This window comes from Streptomyces sp. So13.3 (genome assembly GCF_005860785.2).
GTDB lineage: Bacteria > Actinomycetota > Actinomycetes > Streptomycetales > Streptomycetaceae > Actinacidiphila > Actinacidiphila fildesensis.
In genome coordinates, this window is sequence record NZ_CP048835.1 from 4,166,094 (window position 1) to 4,181,844 (window position 15,751).

At 71.1% G+C, this 15,751-nt stretch carries 13 protein-coding genes; 3 read left to right on the forward strand and 10 right to left on the reverse strand.

Translation table 11 applies throughout. From position 1 onward, the window contains the following. Positions 1–625 precede the first annotated feature (625 nt). On the reverse strand, positions 626–1,633 hold the full coding sequence (locus C8250_RS18740) for a stage II sporulation protein M (protein ID WP_138357894.1): 1,008 nt from the start codon (positions 1,631–1,633) through the stop codon (positions 626–628). Between the two features lie 109 nt (positions 1,634–1,742). On the opposite strand from C8250_RS18740, the gene C8250_RS18745 reads away from it, so the two are divergent. Beyond that, complete coding sequence (locus C8250_RS18745) at positions 1,743–2,687, forward strand: RDD family protein (protein WP_138357892.1); 945 nt, start codon at positions 1,743–1,745, stop codon at positions 2,685–2,687. 63 nt (positions 2,688–2,750) lie between these two features. Here the strand turns inward: C8250_RS18745 and C8250_RS18750 are convergent, their stop codons facing one another. Both C8250_RS18750 and ahcY read right to left on the reverse strand, forming a co-directional pair. Then, the gene (locus C8250_RS18750; protein ID WP_138357890.1) at positions 2,751–3,365 is read right to left on the reverse strand and encodes a hypothetical protein; all 615 of its coding nucleotides are present in this window, start codon (positions 3,363–3,365) and stop codon (positions 2,751–2,753) included. Positions 3,366–3,558: 193 nt separating this feature from the next. Next, positions 3,559–5,010: an adenosylhomocysteinase gene (gene ahcY, locus C8250_RS18755; RefSeq protein ID WP_138357888.1), complete on the reverse strand. Its 1,452-nt coding sequence runs from the start codon at positions 5,008–5,010 to the stop codon at positions 3,559–3,561. Between the two features lie 415 nt (positions 5,011–5,425). Between ahcY and C8250_RS18760 the strand changes: the two genes are divergently transcribed. Continuing rightward, a complete protein-coding gene (locus C8250_RS18760; protein ID WP_138357886.1) occupies positions 5,426–7,498 on the forward strand; it encodes a fructose-specific PTS transporter subunit EIIC in 2,073 nt (690 codons plus the stop codon). Between the two features lie 79 nt (positions 7,499–7,577). On the opposite strand, the gene C8250_RS18765 is transcribed toward C8250_RS18760, so the two are convergent. The 6 genes from C8250_RS18765 to C8250_RS18790 form a co-directional block, all read right to left on the reverse strand. Further along, positions 7,578–8,549: a cation diffusion facilitator family transporter gene (locus C8250_RS18765; protein ID WP_138357884.1), complete on the reverse strand. Its 972-nt coding sequence runs from the start codon at positions 8,547–8,549 to the stop codon at positions 7,578–7,580. Positions 8,550–8,634: 85 nt separating this feature from the next. Beyond that, a complete protein-coding gene (gene manA / locus C8250_RS18770; protein ID WP_138357882.1) occupies positions 8,635–9,924 on the reverse strand; it encodes a mannose-6-phosphate isomerase, class I in 1,290 nt (429 codons plus the stop codon). 4 nt (positions 9,925–9,928) lie between these two features. Then, on the reverse strand, positions 9,929–11,065 hold the full coding sequence (locus C8250_RS18775) for an SIS domain-containing protein (protein WP_138357898.1): 1,137 nt from the start codon (positions 11,063–11,065) through the stop codon (positions 9,929–9,931). 104 nt (positions 11,066–11,169) lie between these two features. Then, positions 11,170–11,349 carry a Trm112 family protein gene (locus C8250_RS18780; protein ID WP_138357880.1) on the reverse strand — a complete coding sequence of 60 codons (180 nt, stop codon included), beginning with the start codon at positions 11,347–11,349 and terminating at the stop codon, positions 11,170–11,172. Between the two features lie 121 nt (positions 11,350–11,470). Continuing rightward, on the reverse strand, positions 11,471–12,829 hold the full coding sequence (locus C8250_RS18785; RefSeq protein WP_138357878.1) for a phosphomannomutase/phosphoglucomutase: 1,359 nt from the start codon (positions 12,827–12,829) through the stop codon (positions 11,471–11,473). 82 nt (positions 12,830–12,911) lie between these two features. Beyond that, positions 12,912–13,331 (reverse strand): DUF3499 domain-containing protein, encoded by a 420-nt coding sequence (locus C8250_RS18790; protein ID WP_138357876.1) that lies wholly within the window; start codon positions 13,329–13,331, stop codon positions 12,912–12,914. A 315-nt stretch (positions 13,332–13,646) separates the two neighbouring features. Between C8250_RS18790 and C8250_RS18795 the strand changes: the two genes are divergently transcribed. Then, on the forward strand, positions 13,647–14,108 hold the full coding sequence (locus tag C8250_RS18795; RefSeq protein WP_138357874.1) for a metallopeptidase family protein: 462 nt from the start codon (positions 13,647–13,649) through the stop codon (positions 14,106–14,108). A gap of 68 nt (positions 14,109–14,176) precedes the next feature. Here C8250_RS18795 and C8250_RS18800 read toward each other — a convergent pair whose 3' ends face one another. Next, on the reverse strand, positions 14,177–15,649 hold the full coding sequence (locus C8250_RS18800; RefSeq protein WP_138357872.1) for a DUF5719 family protein: 1,473 nt from the start codon (positions 15,647–15,649) through the stop codon (positions 14,177–14,179). Between the last annotated feature and the right edge of the window lie 102 nt (positions 15,650–15,751).

Consider the following 15,751-nt stretch of genomic DNA (forward strand, 5'->3'; position numbering starts at 1 on the left):
CCACCGGCCGGAATAAGGCCCGTGGTGCACAGCGTCCTCGCTGTGTGATTGCCTCCCACCAGTTCCCGTCCCGAAGGACCGGAGGGTAGAAGGACTTTTTCAAAGGAACCACCAAACGAAACCCGAATGGGTTCCGCCCGGGGTGTTTTAAGTCTGGCGTTGACTTTTGGCACGCTGTTGAGTTCTCAAGGAACGGACGCTTCCTTTGGTGCCGTCACCGGCGCCCTCCGGGCTTCCCTTCGTGTTTCCGACTCTATCAGACGCTTTCACGCCCGATTCCCAGTCAGCGGGAGTACTGCAGATCCTGCATTGTGTTGCTTTAGCGTTTCTGCCTTTCGGCTTTCCCGCTGCACCCGACTTTAGCAGAAGCTTTCCATCGGATTTTCCGCTCTCGTTTCGAGGACACGCGGATCCATTCGGAGAATTCACTCGGATTGGATGTGCGATGTCTTCGTCGCGAGGAACGAAGAAGCAAGGAGACTCTATCGAGCCGCCTCGAACATGTCTAGTTCGTGACAACCGTTCGAATCTACCTACCCTGGTCACCCGTGTCAACGGGTTTCTGGGGCGAAGAGGAGACTAACAGGTCAGGGACGCCGAGTGCACATCCGGGTGACCGGGGTGCTCAGGCGGCCGTCGGGAGGGTGGCGCTGCGGTCCGCGGCCTCCACGTCGCCGGTCTCACCGCCGAGGGCCGCACGCCGGCCGACGCCGTAGATGTAGGCCAGGAACAGCAGTTCAGCGACGATGCCGATGGTGATGCGGGCCCAGGTCGGAAGGCCGGACGGGGTGACGAAGCCTTCGATGGCGCCGGAGACGAAAAGGACGACGGCCAGTCCGATGGCCATGCCGATGGCAGCACGCCCCTCTTCGGCCAGCGCCGTTCTGCGCGAGCGGGGACCCGGGTCGATCACCGTCCACCCCAGCCGCAGTCCGGTGCCGGCGGCGATGAACACGGCGGTGAGCTCCAGGAGGCCGTGCGGGAGGATCAGCCCCAGGAAGGTGTCGAGACGGCCCGCGGAACCCATGAGGCCGATCCCGATGCCGAGGTTGAGCACGTTCTGCCACAGCACCCAGAGGACCGGCAGCCCGAGGAACACCCCGAAGACCAGGCACATCGCCGCGGCCTGGGCGTTGTTCGTCCAGACCTGGGCGGCGAAGGACGCCGCGGGATGGCTGGAGTAGTACGTCTCGTACTGACCGCCGGGCCGGGTCATCGAGCGCAGGGCTTCCGGGGCGCCGATGGCCGACTGCACCTCCGGGTGGGAGGCGATCCACCAGCCGACGGCCGCCGCGACCGCTGTCGACAGCAGCGCCGTCGGCACCCACCAGTGCCGTGACCGGTAGACGGCTGCCGGGAAGGCGCTGGTGAAGAAGCGGGCGACATCGCGCCAGCTCGCCGTGCGGGCGCCCGCGACCGCGCTGCGCGCACGGGCCACCAGGGTGGTCAGCCGGCCGATCAGCGCCGGGTCCGGGGCGCTGGACTGGACGAGGGACAGATGGGTCGCCGTGCGCTGGTAGAGGCCGACCAGTTCGTCGGCCTCGTCGCCGGTGAGCCGGCGACCGCGTCCCAACAGCTCTTCGAGCCGGTCCCACTCATGCCGGTGGGCGGCGGCGAAGACATCGAGGTCCATGGGCTGCTGCTCCTGGCGGAAGAGGGCCGGACAGTGGGAAGCCCAAGCTTGGCAGACCGGGCAGACTGTTCGGGCAAGGGTTCGGACGGGGTGGAGGAGGGGTTCGCGCGTGAGTGGACTGGTGACGGGCGAGGCGGTGGCGCTGGGGATGGACCCGGCCAAGCTGCCGAGCCGGGCGCTCGCGACGACGATCGACCTCGTCGTCTACTGGACGGGCTTCGTCGGGCTCATGTTCCTGCTCGCCGCCGCGACCTCGTCGCTCGACGACGCGGCGGTGGCCGCGGTGTCGATCGGCGCGATGCTGCTCATCCTGGTCGGCATACCGATAGCCGTCGAGACCCTCACCCGTGGGCGGTCGCTGGGCAAGCTGGCCTGCGGGCTGCGGGTGGTGCGGGACGACGGCGGTCCGATCCGCTTCCGGCACGCGCTGGTGCGCGGGGCCGTGGGTGTCGTCGAGATCCAGCTGTCGCTGGGCGTCATCGCGTGCATCGCGTCCCTGGTGTCGGTGCGCGGGCGGCGGCTGGGGGACGTCTTCGGCGGGACCCTGGTCGTCCGCGAGCGCGTCCCGGTGCAGCACTCGCAGCTGATGCCGCCCGCACCGCCGTGGCTCGCGGCGCAGCTCGCCGGGGTGGACCTCTCGGGTGTGCCGGAGGGGCTGTGGCTGGCTGTACGGCAGTACCTCTCACGGATGTGGCAGCTTGATCCGCAGGTCGGCTGGTCGATGGCGGAGCGGCTGGCGACGGATGTCGCCGCGTGCACGGGCGCGCGGATGCCCCAGGGGACTCCGCCGGCGGCGTTCCTGGCCGCGGTGGTGGCGGAACGGCAGTCGCGGGACGCCCGGCGGATGTTCGGCGCGGGCGGGCCTCCGGCCGGTCCCTTCGGGGGCGCACAGCCACCCGTCATGCCGTCGCCCGTCATGCCGTCACCGGTCATGCCACCGGTTCAGCCGGTCCAGGCTTTTCGGCCGGTCCAACCCGTCCAGCCCGCGCCGGCGATGCTGTCGAAGCCCGCCGCACCGGAGCCGCCGCGTACCGGGTTCGCTCCCCCGGCGTAGGCCGGACCTGGGCAGGACCGGGCAGGACCGGGCCGCGCGCACCCCTGGGGATGGGCGGCGGTGTCAGGCGAACGCCGACGGTGGTGATTCGAGCTCTTCGAGTTCGATCCCCGGGGCGGAGAGGACGACGTCGCCCGCGATGTGGATCTGCCGCTGCTCGCCGGTGTCGAGCTCGGTCACCTGGTACTCGTCCACAGGCAGCGGGCCGCTGTCGGTGTCGTGTGTTGTCCTGTCGATCAGGGCCCACGACTGGTCGAGGGTGCGGGGTGCGAGCACGGGGGGTGCGAAGGAGACGAGGCGTACGCGGGTGGCCGGGGTGCCCGGTTCGAGGCGCAGCAGTCGTGCGGTGGCGATCAGAAACGCGGGCGAGGCCCCGGTGAAGGCATGGGCGGGGACGTTGCCCTCCTGTGCCTGCTCGCCCGCGGGGTCGGTACGGACCCAGGTGACGCCGTCGATGGCCGCGCCGCGGACCTGCCAGCTGGACGCGTTCATTTCGAGGCGGATGGGGCGGCCGAGATCGTCGATGGTGAGGTCGACGGAGCCGGAGTGATCACCCGAGGGGGCGGTGAGCTGGGAGACGTAGCGCCAGCCGGAGGGGCCGGTGGCGCAGTGGAAGTGTTCGGCACCCAGGGGGGTGTGGTCATGCGTGTCGTGGAACGAGTATCGGCCTCGGGGCATGGTGGGGACCTTAAACGGCGTCGCCCCCGCCGCGGAAAACGGCGGGGGCGACGCTCGTGACGCTCAGTGGATCTACAGGTGTCGATCAACCACTGTGGATCAACCGCAGTGGATCCACAGCTGTGGATCAACCGCAGTGGACATGGATCGCCGCGATCAGCCGCGGTGATCCCGTACCGGGTGGATCAGTGGATCAGTAGCGGTAGTGGTCCGCCTTGTACGGGCCCTCGACCGGGACGCCGATGTAGGCGGCCTGCTCCGGGCGGAGCGTGGTCAGCCGGACGCCGAGGGCGTCCAGGTGCAGACGGGCGACCTTCTCGTCCAGGTGCTTGGGGAGCACGTAGACGCCGGTGGGGTACTCGCTCTGCTTGGTGAACAGCTCGATCTGGGCCAGGGTCTGGTCCGCGAAGGAGTTGGACATCACGAACGAGGGGTGACCGGTGGCGTTGCCGAGGTTCAGCAGACGGCCCTCGGACAGCACGATCAGGACCTTGCCGTCGGTGAACTTCCAGGTGTGGACCTGCGGCTTGACCTCATCCCGGACGATGCCCGGGATCTTGGCCAGGCCGGCCATGTCGATCTCGTTGTCGAAGTGGCCGATGTTGCCCACGATGGCCTGGTGCTTCATCTTGGCCATGTCGGCGGCCATGATGATGTCCTTGTTGCCGGTCGTGGTGATGAAGATGTCGGCGGTCTCGACGACGTCGTCGAGGGTGGCGACCTGGTAGCCGTCCATCGCCGCCTGCAGGGCGCAGATCGGGTCGATCTCGGTGATGACGACCCGGGCGCCCTGGCCGCGCAGCGACTCCGCACAGCCCTTGCCGACGTCGCCGTAGCCGAGGACGACGGCGACCTTGCCGCCGATGAGGACGTCGGTGGCGCGGTTGATGCCGTCGATCAGGGAGTGGCGGCAGCCGTACTTGTTGTCGAACTTCGACTTGGTGACCGCGTCATTGACGTTGATGGCCGGGAAGAGCAGCGAGCCTTCCTGCATCATCTCGTACAGGCGGTGAACACCGGTGGTGGTCTCCTCCGTGACGCCGCGGATCTCCGACGCCAGCTGGGTCCACTTCTGGGGGCTCTCGGAGAGGGTGCGGTTCAGCACGCGGAGGATGTAGCCGTACTCCTCGCTGTCCGCGGTGGACGGGTCCGGAGCCGCGCCGGCCTTCTCGAACTCGACACCCTTGTGCACCAGGAGCGTGGCGTCGCCGCCGTCGTCCAGGATCATGTTCGGGCCGCCGGTGGGGGTGTTCGGCCAGGTCAGCGCCTGCTCCGTGCACCACCAGTACTCCTCCAGGCTCTCGCCCTTCCAGGCGAAGACCGGCACACCCTGCGGGTTCTCGGGGGTGCCGTTCGGGCCGACCGCGATGGCGGCGGCCGCGTGGTCCTGGGTGGAGAAGATGTTGCACGACGCCCAGCGGACCTCGGCACCCAGCGCGACCAGCGTCTCGATGAGGACGGCGGTCTGGATCGTCATGTGCAGCGAGCCGGTGATGCGGGCGCCGGCCAGCGGCTGCGCCTCGGCGTACTCGGCACGGATCGACATCAGGCCGGGCATCTCGTGCTCGGCCAGCGTGATCTCCTTGCGGCCGTAAGCGGCCTGGGAGATGTCGGCGACCTTGAAGTCAGTTGCGGTGGTGGTCATACGGGCTGCTCCTCGCTGAATGCTTCGAGGTGGACGGGGAATTGACGCAGCCGCAGGCTGACGAGACAGCGCCCTCGAGCGGACACACCCGTCCCCTTGCAGCAGCGCATTCCGTCGGAGGCCCTCTCTCCCTCGGACGGCAACCACTTCCGCGGTGCCGCCCGACCGCCATCAGCAGCGACGTCTGGCTACAGACGAACCTACACCGGACGGCCCCGCGCTCCCCACCTCGTACCGGTTTCGGCCAGTGGGCCGGGGCAAGAAGAGCGCGGGAAGGACAGGCCGACCGGCGGGGACATAAGGGACCAATGTCACGTCCGCCCCGGTTCCGGAATGTTGCACGATTCGATCAGGGCAGCAACACTCTTGCGGACTCGCGCCCGTTTGCGCCCGAATGGCTCAAGGAGACGATCACGTGACCAGTCCGGCCGACCCCCGCGATGCAGCGGGGACCACGACACAGCGGCTGAAGCTGCTCGCGGTGACCGCATGCCCCACCGGCATCGCTCACACGTACATGGCCGCGGAGAAGCTGGCCCAGGCCGCCGAGGCGCTCGGCATCGACATGAAAGTGGAGACGCAAGGGTCCATCGGCGCTGAGAACGTCTTGTCTGACAACGATGTCATGGCTGCCGACGGGATCATCATCGCGGCCGACAAGGACGTCGATCTCAGCCGGTTCGCCGGCAAGAGGGTGCTCTCCGTCGGGGTCTCCGAGGGCATCAGCCACCCGGAGCGGCTGATCGAGCAGGTCCGCAGCGCCCCGGTGCACGGCGGGGGCGGCCGCGGCGGCGACTCGCTCGGCGGCGCCAGTGGTGGAAGCGGGGGCGGCGGCGGGGGCAAGCAGCGCAGCGTCGGCTACAAGGCGCTGATGAACGGCGTCTCGTACATGATCCCGTTCGTGGTGGTCGGCGGGCTGCTGATCGCCATCTCGCTGGCGCTGGGCGGGCACACCAACCCCGAGGGCGGCCTGGTCATCCCGGACGGCACCTTCTGGAAGCACGTCAACGACATCGGCGTCATCGGCTTCACGTTGATGGTCCCGATCCTGTCCGGGTACATCGCCTACGCGATCGGTGACCGGCCCGCGCTCGTCCCGGGCATGATCGGCGGCTGGATCGCCAACACCGGAGCGCTGTACGACTCCAAGGCCGGTGCGGGCTTCATCGGTGCCATCGTCACCGGCTTCCTGGCCGGCTACCTGGTGCTGTGGATCAAGAAGGTCCAGGTCCCGAAGTTCGTCCAGCCCATCATGCCGATCATCGTGATCCCCATCGTCGCGACGACCTCGCTCGGGCTGTTCTTCATCTACGTCATCGGGAAGCCGATCTCGTGGGTCTTCGAGCACCTCACCAACTTCCTGAGCGGAATGACCGGATCGAGCGCCATCCTGCTCGGCGCGATCCTCGGCCTGATGATCGCCTTCGACATGGGCGGTCCGGTCAACAAGACCGCGTTCCTCTTCGGCGCCGGCCTGATCGGTTCGGGCAATCTGACGGTCATGGGCATGTGCGCGGCCGCGATTCCCGTCATGCCGCTGGGCCAGGGTCTGGCGACCCTGCTGCGTCGCAAGCTCTACTCCGAGCAGGAGCGCGAGACCGGGATGGCGGCCCTGTTCATGGGCTGCTTCGGTATCTCGGAGGGCGCGATCCCGTTCGCCGCGGCACGGCCCGCGCAGGTCATCCCCGCGAACATGCTCGGTGGCGCGGTGGCCGGTGCCATCGCGGGCATGGCGTCGGTGAAGGACTCGGTGCCGCACGGCGGTCCCATCGTGGCGGTCCTCGGAGCGATCGGCGGGGTGCCGGTGTTCTTCCTGGCCATCGCGATCGGCACCGTGGTCACGGCGTTCACGACCAACGCGCTGATCGACATCAAGGAGCGGCGGGCCGGCGGCGCGGCGAAGTCCCTGCTGCCGCAGCAGGCGCTCGAACCGGCGCCGGCCGGCATCGGCGCCGTCGGTGCCCCGGCAGTCGGTGCCCCGACAGTCGTTGCCGCGGCACCCGAGCGCCAGGCACCCACCCCCGAGGTCACGGAAGTCCTCTCCGGCTATCTCACCGGGCAGACCGTCAAGGAGCAGCTCGACGCCTCCGACAAGGAGTCCGCGATCCGGGAGATGGCGGAGATGCTGGCGACCACCGGGAAGGTCGCGGATGTCGACGCCCTGGTGGCCGTGGCGCTGGCGCGGGAGGCGCAGGGTACGACCGGCCTCGGCGAGGAGATCGCCATCCCGCACGCCAAGACGGATGCGGTGACGTCCCCGCTGGTGGGCTTCGCGCGGTCGGCCGACGGCATCGACTGGGGTTCGCTGGACGGGACGAAGGCCAAGCTGGTCTTCATGATCTCCGTGCCGGAGGCGGCGGCCGGTGACGAGCATCTGCGGATCCTGGCGCAGCTGTCGCGCAAGCTGATGGACAGCGGCTTCCGGGACCGGCTGCAGAAGGCCCAGGACCGGGACGCCATTCTCCAGGTGCTGGCCGAGATCGAGTAGTCCTGACAGCGGCACCGTCAGCACATAGGAGGGGCCCCGCACCGGTCGGTGCGGGGCCCCTCCTCCGTTCTTCGCGCCCTCAGTGGGGGTGCGGGTCGCCGCCCGGTGTCTGGGTCGGGTCGGGACCGGCCGCCGCGGCGGCCTCGCTGTAGATGTCGGGTTCGAGGTAGATGACGCGGGCGATCGGCACGGCCTCGCGGATCCGGACCTCGGCGGCGTCGATCGCGCGGGCGACCTCGGCGGCGGTGTCGTCGTGCTGGACGGCGATCTTCGCGGCGACCAGCAGTTCCTCCGGGCCGAGGTGGAGGGTGCGCATGTGGATGACGCCGGTGACGGTGTTCCCGTCGACGATGGCCTCGCGGATCATGGCTACCGATTCGGCGCCCGCACCCTCGCCGAGGAGCAGCGACTTGGTCTCGGCGGCGAGTACGAGGGCGATCACGATGAGCAGGATGCCGATGCAGAGGGTGCCGATGCCGTCCCAGACGCCGTCACCGGTGGCCAGCGCGATGCCGACACCGCACAGGGCGAGGACGAGCCCGACGAGCGCGCCGAAGTCCTCCAGCAGGACGACGGGCAGTTCCGGGGCCTTGGCGCGGCGGATGAAGTCGGTCCAGGAGAGCGCGCCGCGGGTCTGGTTGGACTCGATGATCGCGGTGCGGAAGGAGAAGCTCTCCGCGATGATCGCGAAGACCAGGACGCCGATCGGCCAGTACCAGTGCTCGATCTCGTGCGGATGCTTGATCTTCTCGTAGCCCTCGTAGAGCGCGAACATGCCACCGACGCTGAACAGCACGATCGACACCAGGAAGGCGTAGATGTAGCGCTCGCGGCCGTAGCCGAACGGGTGCTCCTCGCTCGCCTCGCGCTTGGCCTTCTTGCCCCCGACGAGGAGCAGCGCCTGGTTGCCCGAGTCGGCGAGGGAGTGCACGCCTTCGGCGAGCATGGACGACGATCCGCTGAACGCGAATGCCACGAACTTCGCCACGGCGATGGCGAGGTTGGCGCTCAATGCGGCGACGATCGCCTTGGTTCCGCCTGACGCGCTCATAGGTGTTGGTTCGTCCCTTCGGTCCTTCGGTCCGGCCCCCGGCCACTGGCCGGTCATTCTTGCAGGCTGCCCTGCGGACGGCGCGTCAGGCCACCACTGTGGCGCGGAAGACGGTCCCTCCGGTGGTGCTTCCGGTCGTGCTCCCGGCCGTGCTTCCGGCGCCGCTTCCGCCGGTGCCCCCGATGCCGCCGATGCCGCCGGCGATGCTGCCCGGGCACGTCAGTTCCACCCGTTCGCCCGCCGGGACGAAGGCGGACTCGCCGCGCTCCAGCGTCAGCTCGCCGTGCGGGGAGCGCAGCAGCGCCGCCCCGTCGGTGCAGAGCAGGATCTGCGGGGTGCGGGCGTCGGGGGTGCGGGCCTCGCCGCCGGGGGCTAGGACGTAGCGCGAGAGCCGGAACTCGTCGATGGGCGTCTCGTAGACCTCTTCGCCGTTCGAGGAGACCTCGGGGCGCAGGACGCCCGGGTCGGTGGCCTCGAAGCGGACGACGCGGAGCAGCTCCGGCACGTCCACGTGCTTGGGGGTCAGACCGCAGCGCAGCACGTTGTCGGAGTTGGCCATGATCTCGACACCGAGGCCGTCGAGGTAGGCGTGCGGGACGCCGGCGCCGAGGTAGAGGGCTTCGCCGGGCTGCAGCGTCACGTGGTTGAGGAGCATGGCCGCGATGACGCCCGGGTCGCCGGGGAAGCTGTGGGCCGTGGTGGCGTAGGCGGCGAAGTCGGCCGCGTGCGGGCCGTCCTGTTCGGCGAGCCGGGCTGCGGCCTGGGCGGCCTCGTCCACCGTTTCGGCCATCGCGTCGCGGTCGGCGGTCAGTACGGCGGCGAGGACCTCGCGCAGCGCGTCGGTCTCGGGCCGGGCGCGCAGGATGTCCGCGTACGGCTTGAGCGAGTCCACGCCGAGGGCTTCGAGGAGTTCGGCGGCCTCGGCGGGGTGCCGGAAACCGCACAGCCCGTCGAAGGGGGTGAGCGCGACGATGGCCTCGGGCTTGTGGTTCGCGTCCTTGTAGTTGCGGTGCGGGGCGTCGACGGGGATGCCGCGCGCCTCCTCGTCCGCGAAGCCCGCCCGCGCCTGGGCCAGGTCGGGATGGACCTGGAGCGACAGGGGTGCGCCGGCCGCGAGGATCTTGAACAGGAACGGCAGCCGGGGGCCGAAGCGCAACACGGCCGGCTCGCCGAGCTCGGCGAGCGGATCGGCGTCGATCGCCTCGTTCAGCGGGACCGGTCCCGCGCCCCGGTCGATCCGGGAAGGTGCTCCCGGATGCGCGCCCATCCACAGTTCGGCCTGCGGCTCGCCGGTGGGGGCGGTGCCGAGCAGTTCGGGGATGGCGGTGGTGGAGCCCCAGGCGTAGGGACGCACGGTGTTGGTCAGACGGTCCATGGCGTCATGATCTCTCGGCAGAGGCGACGGCGAGGTAAACCGAGGCGAAATCTGTCAGGGCGAGCAGCTCGGCGGTGGTCTCCAGGACCCCGCCGTCGCCCGCGGCGATCTCGCTCAGCGGGGTGTCGTGGGCGTAGGCCAGCTCACGGGCGGCGGGCGCGGACGCGGCCTGCTGTCCGGCGGCCTCCCGCAGCAGGACGACGCGCAGCCGCAGGGCCTGGTGGTCCTCGACGCGGTCGCGGAAGAAGTCGTCGGGGTCCGCCCCGGGCGAGAGGGTTCCGGCGAGCAGCGCGCCGTGGGCCGCGAGCGCCTCGGGCAGTTCGGCGGCGAGCGCCGGGCGGCCGGTCCTGGTGGCGAGGACGGCGGCGAACCGGCGGGCGGCCGGGGCGGCGTTCGGTCCGGTGCTCCACAGCAGCGGCAGGGCGTCGGCCAGTTCGGTGGCCAGCGTCTTGGCGGGGTTGGTGTACGTCGCGATGGCCGGTCCGCAGCGGGCAGCGACCTCGTCGAGCCGGTCGGCCACGGCCTGCACGGCGGTCGGCGGGGCGGTGAACAGCCCGATGCGGTCGGCGAGCGTGAGCAGCGGGGTGAGCAGCGCCCACAGCGCGCCGGGGTCCTCTGCGGGGACACCGGACGGTCCGGTGGGAAGCGGCGACGCGGGCCCGGCGAACGGGATCGTCATGCCGCGCGCCTGCTCCAGCGCCTCGGCGAGGGGCGACCTTGCGGGCGCCACGGCGGCGACGGTGCAGCCGCGCCGGTAGGCCTGCTCGACGAGGCCGACGAGGCCGGCCTCCCGGCCGCTCGCGGTGGTGAGCAGCACCAGGTCGAGCGGGCCGGTCCAGCCGGGGAGCGTCCACTGCGGTTCGTACGGGGTCGGTCCGGCCGACCGCAGCGGTATGACGGGGCAGCTGCCGGCACCGAGCGCGCCGAGCACATCGGCCACGGCCACGGCTTCCGGGCCGGAGCCGGCGACCAGCACGGTGCGCGGCCGGCCGTCGGGGCGCAGGTCCTGGACGCCCGCCTCCTGCGTGAGCCGCGCGGCGGTCCGCACGCGGGCGCCGGCGGCCGCGGCGCCGAGCAGCAGCCCGCGGGTGTCGGCGCGGGCGAGGGCGTCGGGGTCGTCAAGCAGCGACTCGTCGAGCATCGGGACCTCCGGGTCCTGGTCCGTCACCCCGGGCACGTCCTGCCCGGGAGGTCACGGGTCCCCGTCCCGGGGGCCCGGTCAGGCCGTGTCGGCCGTCAGGCCCTTCAGGCGGGGCGGCGGGCCTCGTCGATGAGCAGGACGGGGATCTCGTCGCGTACCGGGTAGGCGAGGCCGCAGCTGTCGGAGGTGCACACGAGCTCGTTCGCTTCGATGTCCTCCCGGAGCGGGGCGTGGCACGCCGGGCAGGCGAGGATCTCCAGGAGGCTGGCTTCGACGAGCGACATGGTGGCGAGTCCTTCGGACGGCGTGGTTCGGACGGTGGTTTCGACAGCGGCGTTCCGGTGCCGCGGTGGCGGCGTACCGCGTGATCAGCCTAACGCCGGGGCGGTGCCGTGTGGGGCCGCGTCAGGCCCGGATGACGGCGAGGGCTTCGTCGCGGACGCGGTCGACGGTGGCCGCGTCGCGCGCCTCGACGTTGAGGCGGAGCAGCGGCTCGGTGTTGGAGGCGCGGACGTTGAACCACCAGTCGGCCGTGGTGACCGTGAGGCCGTCGAGTTCGTCGAGGGTGACGCCCGGCCGGCTCTCGTACGTGGCGCGGATCGCGGCCACCCGGCCGGCCTGGTCGGCGACGGTGCTGTTGATCTCGCCGGAGGCGGGGTAGCGGTCGTACTCGGCGACCAGCTCGGAGAGCGTCCCGTCCTGGGCGCCGAGCGCGGCCAGCACGTGCAGGGCGGCGAGCATGCCGGTGTCGGCGTTCCAGAACTCGCGGAAGTAGTAGTGCGCGGAGTGCTCGCCGCCGAAGATCGCACCGGTGCGGGCCATCTCCTGCTTGATGAAGGAGTGGCCGACGCGGGTGCGCACCGCCTTGCCGCCGTGCTCCGCGACGACCTCGGGCACGGACCAGGACGTGATCAGGTTGTGGATGATCGTGCCGCCGGGGTGCTTGGCCAGCTCACGGGCCGCGACCAGGGCGGTGATCGCCGAGGGCGACACCGGCTCGCCGCGCTCGTCGACCGCGAAGCAGCGGTCGGCGTCACCGTCGAAGGCGAGCCCCAGGTCGGCGCCGGTCTCCAGGACCTTCGCCTGCAGGTCGACCAGGTTCTTCGGGTCGAGCGGGTTCGCCTCGTGGTTGGGGAACGTGCCGTCGAGCTCGAAGTAGAGCGGCACGAGTTCCAGCGGCAGCCCGGCGAAGACGGTGGGAACGGTGTGGCCGCCCATCCCGTTGCCCGCGTCGACAACGACCTTCAGCCGGCGGATCGCACCGAGGTCGACCAGGCCCCGCAGATAGCCGGCGTAGTCGGCGAGCACGTCCCGCTGGGTGATCACTCCCGTGGTGGCGGCGGGCTCCGGCGCTCCCTGCTCGCTCCACCGCTCGGCCAGCACGCGGATGTCGGCCAGGCCGGTGTTCTGGCCCACGGGGGCCGCGCCCTTGTGGCACATCTTGATGCCGTTGTACTGCGCGGGGTTGTGGCTGGCGGTGAACATCGCGCCGGGCAGGTCCAGTTGGCCGCTGGCGAAGTACAGCTCGTCCGTCGAGCACAGGCCGATCTCGGTGACGGACGCGCCACGGGCGGCGGCGCCGCGCGCGAAGGCGCGGGACAGTCCGGGCGAGGAGGGGCGCATGTCATGGCCGACGACGATCGCGTCGGCCGCGGTGACGGTGACGAAGGCGGCGCCGAAGAGCTCGGCGAGCGGTTCGTCCCACTGGTCCGGGACCACGCCGCGAATGTCGTAGGCCTTGATGATCTGCGACAAGTCGGACACAGCACACCCCTGTTGAACAGCGCCGGACGGCGACGCGCGGAAAACTCCCGCTCAACCTACCCCGGCGGGGTGATCGGTCCGGTCAGGGCTCCGGGGAGCGCAGCACCCTCAGATGACCCCTGCGGGCGACCTCCCTGGGGTCCGCCTCCCGGCCCCGGGAGCCGTTCGCGGGGCGCTCCGGCGGGCGGGCCGCCTCGCGCACCGCGTTGGCGAGCGCTTCGAGATCGTCACCGCTGGGGAGGACGGGACCGCTGTCCACGGCGAGCCGGACGACCTCCCAGCCGCGCGGGGCGGTGAGGCGCTCGGAGTGCTCGTGGCAGAGGTCGTAGCAGTGCGGCTCGGCGTAGGTCGCGAGCGGGCCGAGTACGGCGGTCGAGTCCGCATAGACGTACGTCAGCGTCGCGACGGCGGGTCGGCCGCAAGCGGTCCGCGAACAGCGACGTACAGGGCTCACGACGTTGGACGCTACCGCACTCTTGAGCGGGCCGCGACGACTCTCCATGACCTCACCCTGTCGTGTCGTCCCGGTTCGCCGGGAACGCCTGATAACCGTGATCACGGGCTGACCTGCGGGGAGAGGCCTGCGGGAAGGTTTCCTCCCGGCGATCCGGCCCTGGCCCGGCCCTCGCTCGGCCCAGGCGCGGCCCGGATGCAGCTCCGCCTCCACTCCCCGCCCGGCCCCGGCTCGGCACCGCCTCGCCACGGTGGACACTCCCGGACCGCGTGTCATGCGGCGCCCCGTGAGAGCCGCGGCGGATGGCGCGCCACCTGGCGTCCGCGGTGTACCGGGGCCCCGGGAGGACTAGGCTCAAAGGCGATGGACAGCCCCGTACCTCCCTCTCCAGACCCCCGTCCGCGTCGTCGCGACCGCCATGGCCGCGGCATGCGCGGACCCATCGCGCCCCCGCAGGTGCCGCTCGCGCTCACGCGCGCCGACGCCTTCGACGATCTCGTACGGGACGCCGCCGACCGGCTGGAGAGGCGCTGGCCGCAGCTGGCCGACGTCGAGTTCGCCGTGCAGGAGGTGCCGCTCGTCTCCGACGAGGGGAAGCCGGCGACGCCGGACGACTCCGCCGACGGCAGTGTGCCGCTCGGCCGGCTGATCAGCGGCCGCAAGGACGCACCGAACCGCATCGTGGTCTACCGCCGCCCGGTGGAGATCCGGGCCAAGAGCCACGACGAGCGGGCGATGCTCGTGCACGAGGTCGTCGTCGAGCAGGTGGCCGAGCTGCTGGGACTCTCCCCGGAGAACGTGGACCCCAAGTACGGGCAGGAATAGGCCCGGCCGGGCACGTGCCCGGCCGGACAGCCCCTGAGCGTCAGCGTTCGACGAGCATCCGGGGATCGTCAGTCGTCGAGGATCGTCAGGTCCGGCTGGACCTTCGGGACCACGACCGTGCCCCGGTCGTCCGGCATCGGCTGGATGGTGAACATCGGGATGCCGTTGAGCGGCAGCGACAGCATGCGCGAGGCGTAGACCGGTCCGCCGGAGACCGGCTCGACGGTCACCGCGAAGGCGCCCTTGCCCGACGAGGGCGCGGGCGGCTCGATCGCCAGGGTGGTGCCGGCCTTGATGGTGACGTTCTTGCTGACCGGTGCTCCGCCGTCGGTGGCCGCCGAGGTGGTGACCTTCACGACGGCCTCCTTGTCCGGTGCGACCAGGGACAGCGTCGACGCCTTGATCCGGTTGTCGGCGACGGTGGCCCGTTCGTCGATCTTCGGGGTGGCCGGCAGGAAGGCCGTCTCCTGCTTGGCACCGGTGCCGCGGGTGACGCGCAGGGCGGCGACGATCGGCGCGGCCGCGTGCGCGTCGCTCGCGGTCAGCAGCAGGGATCCGGCCTCGCCCTTGGTGACGTCCCCGAGCTCGATCGTGGTCGTCATACCGCTCTTGACGTGCAGCGTCTCGTGTCCGGCCGGGGTGATCGAGCCGGTCGGGGCGGCGAGCCGCACTTTCAGGTCCGCGTCGTCCTGGCCGGTGGCGTACGCGACGAGCTGTACGGACGTGGCGTCGGCGGGGATGCCGGGGAAGACCAGGCTCGGGGCCGGATCCGCGGCGGCGGGCAGCCAGTCCGCGCCGGCCTTGCCGTCCACGGCCTGGACGGCCGCGCCGACCCGGCCGCTGCGGACGGTGACATGCACGGTCAGGTCCGGGACCTTCTCCGTGATGAGGGTGGAGAGCAGGATCGACGTGCTGCCCTGCGACGGGACGGAGACCCCGTCGCCGGTCGTGGCCTTCAGCGCGCCGTCCTTGCCGAACAGTTCGACGTCGACGACGGCGTCCAGGGCGTCGGGGTTCACCAGGTGCAGGAAGTCCTGGCGGTCGGCGGCGGTGCTCGCCGCCGGGAACCAGAACTCGCTGTCCGGGGCCACGCAGGACGTGCCGAGCACGGCACGGCCGGGACCCGCGCCGACCACGGTGGTCTGCTGAACGCTCCAGCCGGGCGCCAGACCGCCTTCGGCGGTGCCGATCAGCGCCGGGCTGTCGGCCTTCTCCACCTTGGCCGTGACGGGCACACCCGGCTCCGTGAGCGGAGCGAGCGGCTTGGCCTTGGCGCTCGCGTCTCCGGTGGCGGGCAGCAGCCGGGCGGTGCCCTGCTTGCCCGTCTGGGCGCCCTTGGGCGTGAACGAGGTGTACGTGGTGGACGCCAGCTCGGAGGCCGACGGCGCCGGGCAGACCAGCGCCGACCGCTGCACGGGCTGCCGGGCGGCGGAGCCCACGGGCGCGGCGGCCGGGTCGCCGGCTCCGGTGAGCACGGCCGCGCCGGTGAGGGCGGCGAGTGCTGCGGTCGCTCCCGCCAGGGAGATGATGCTGCGGTTCACTGACTTTCACCTCGCGGTGTTGCCCGGGGCCGGCCGGTCGGCCTGGTCACGGCCGGCGTGACGTGCGTGACGTACCTGGTGTGGGGGACCCGGCGGACGGGT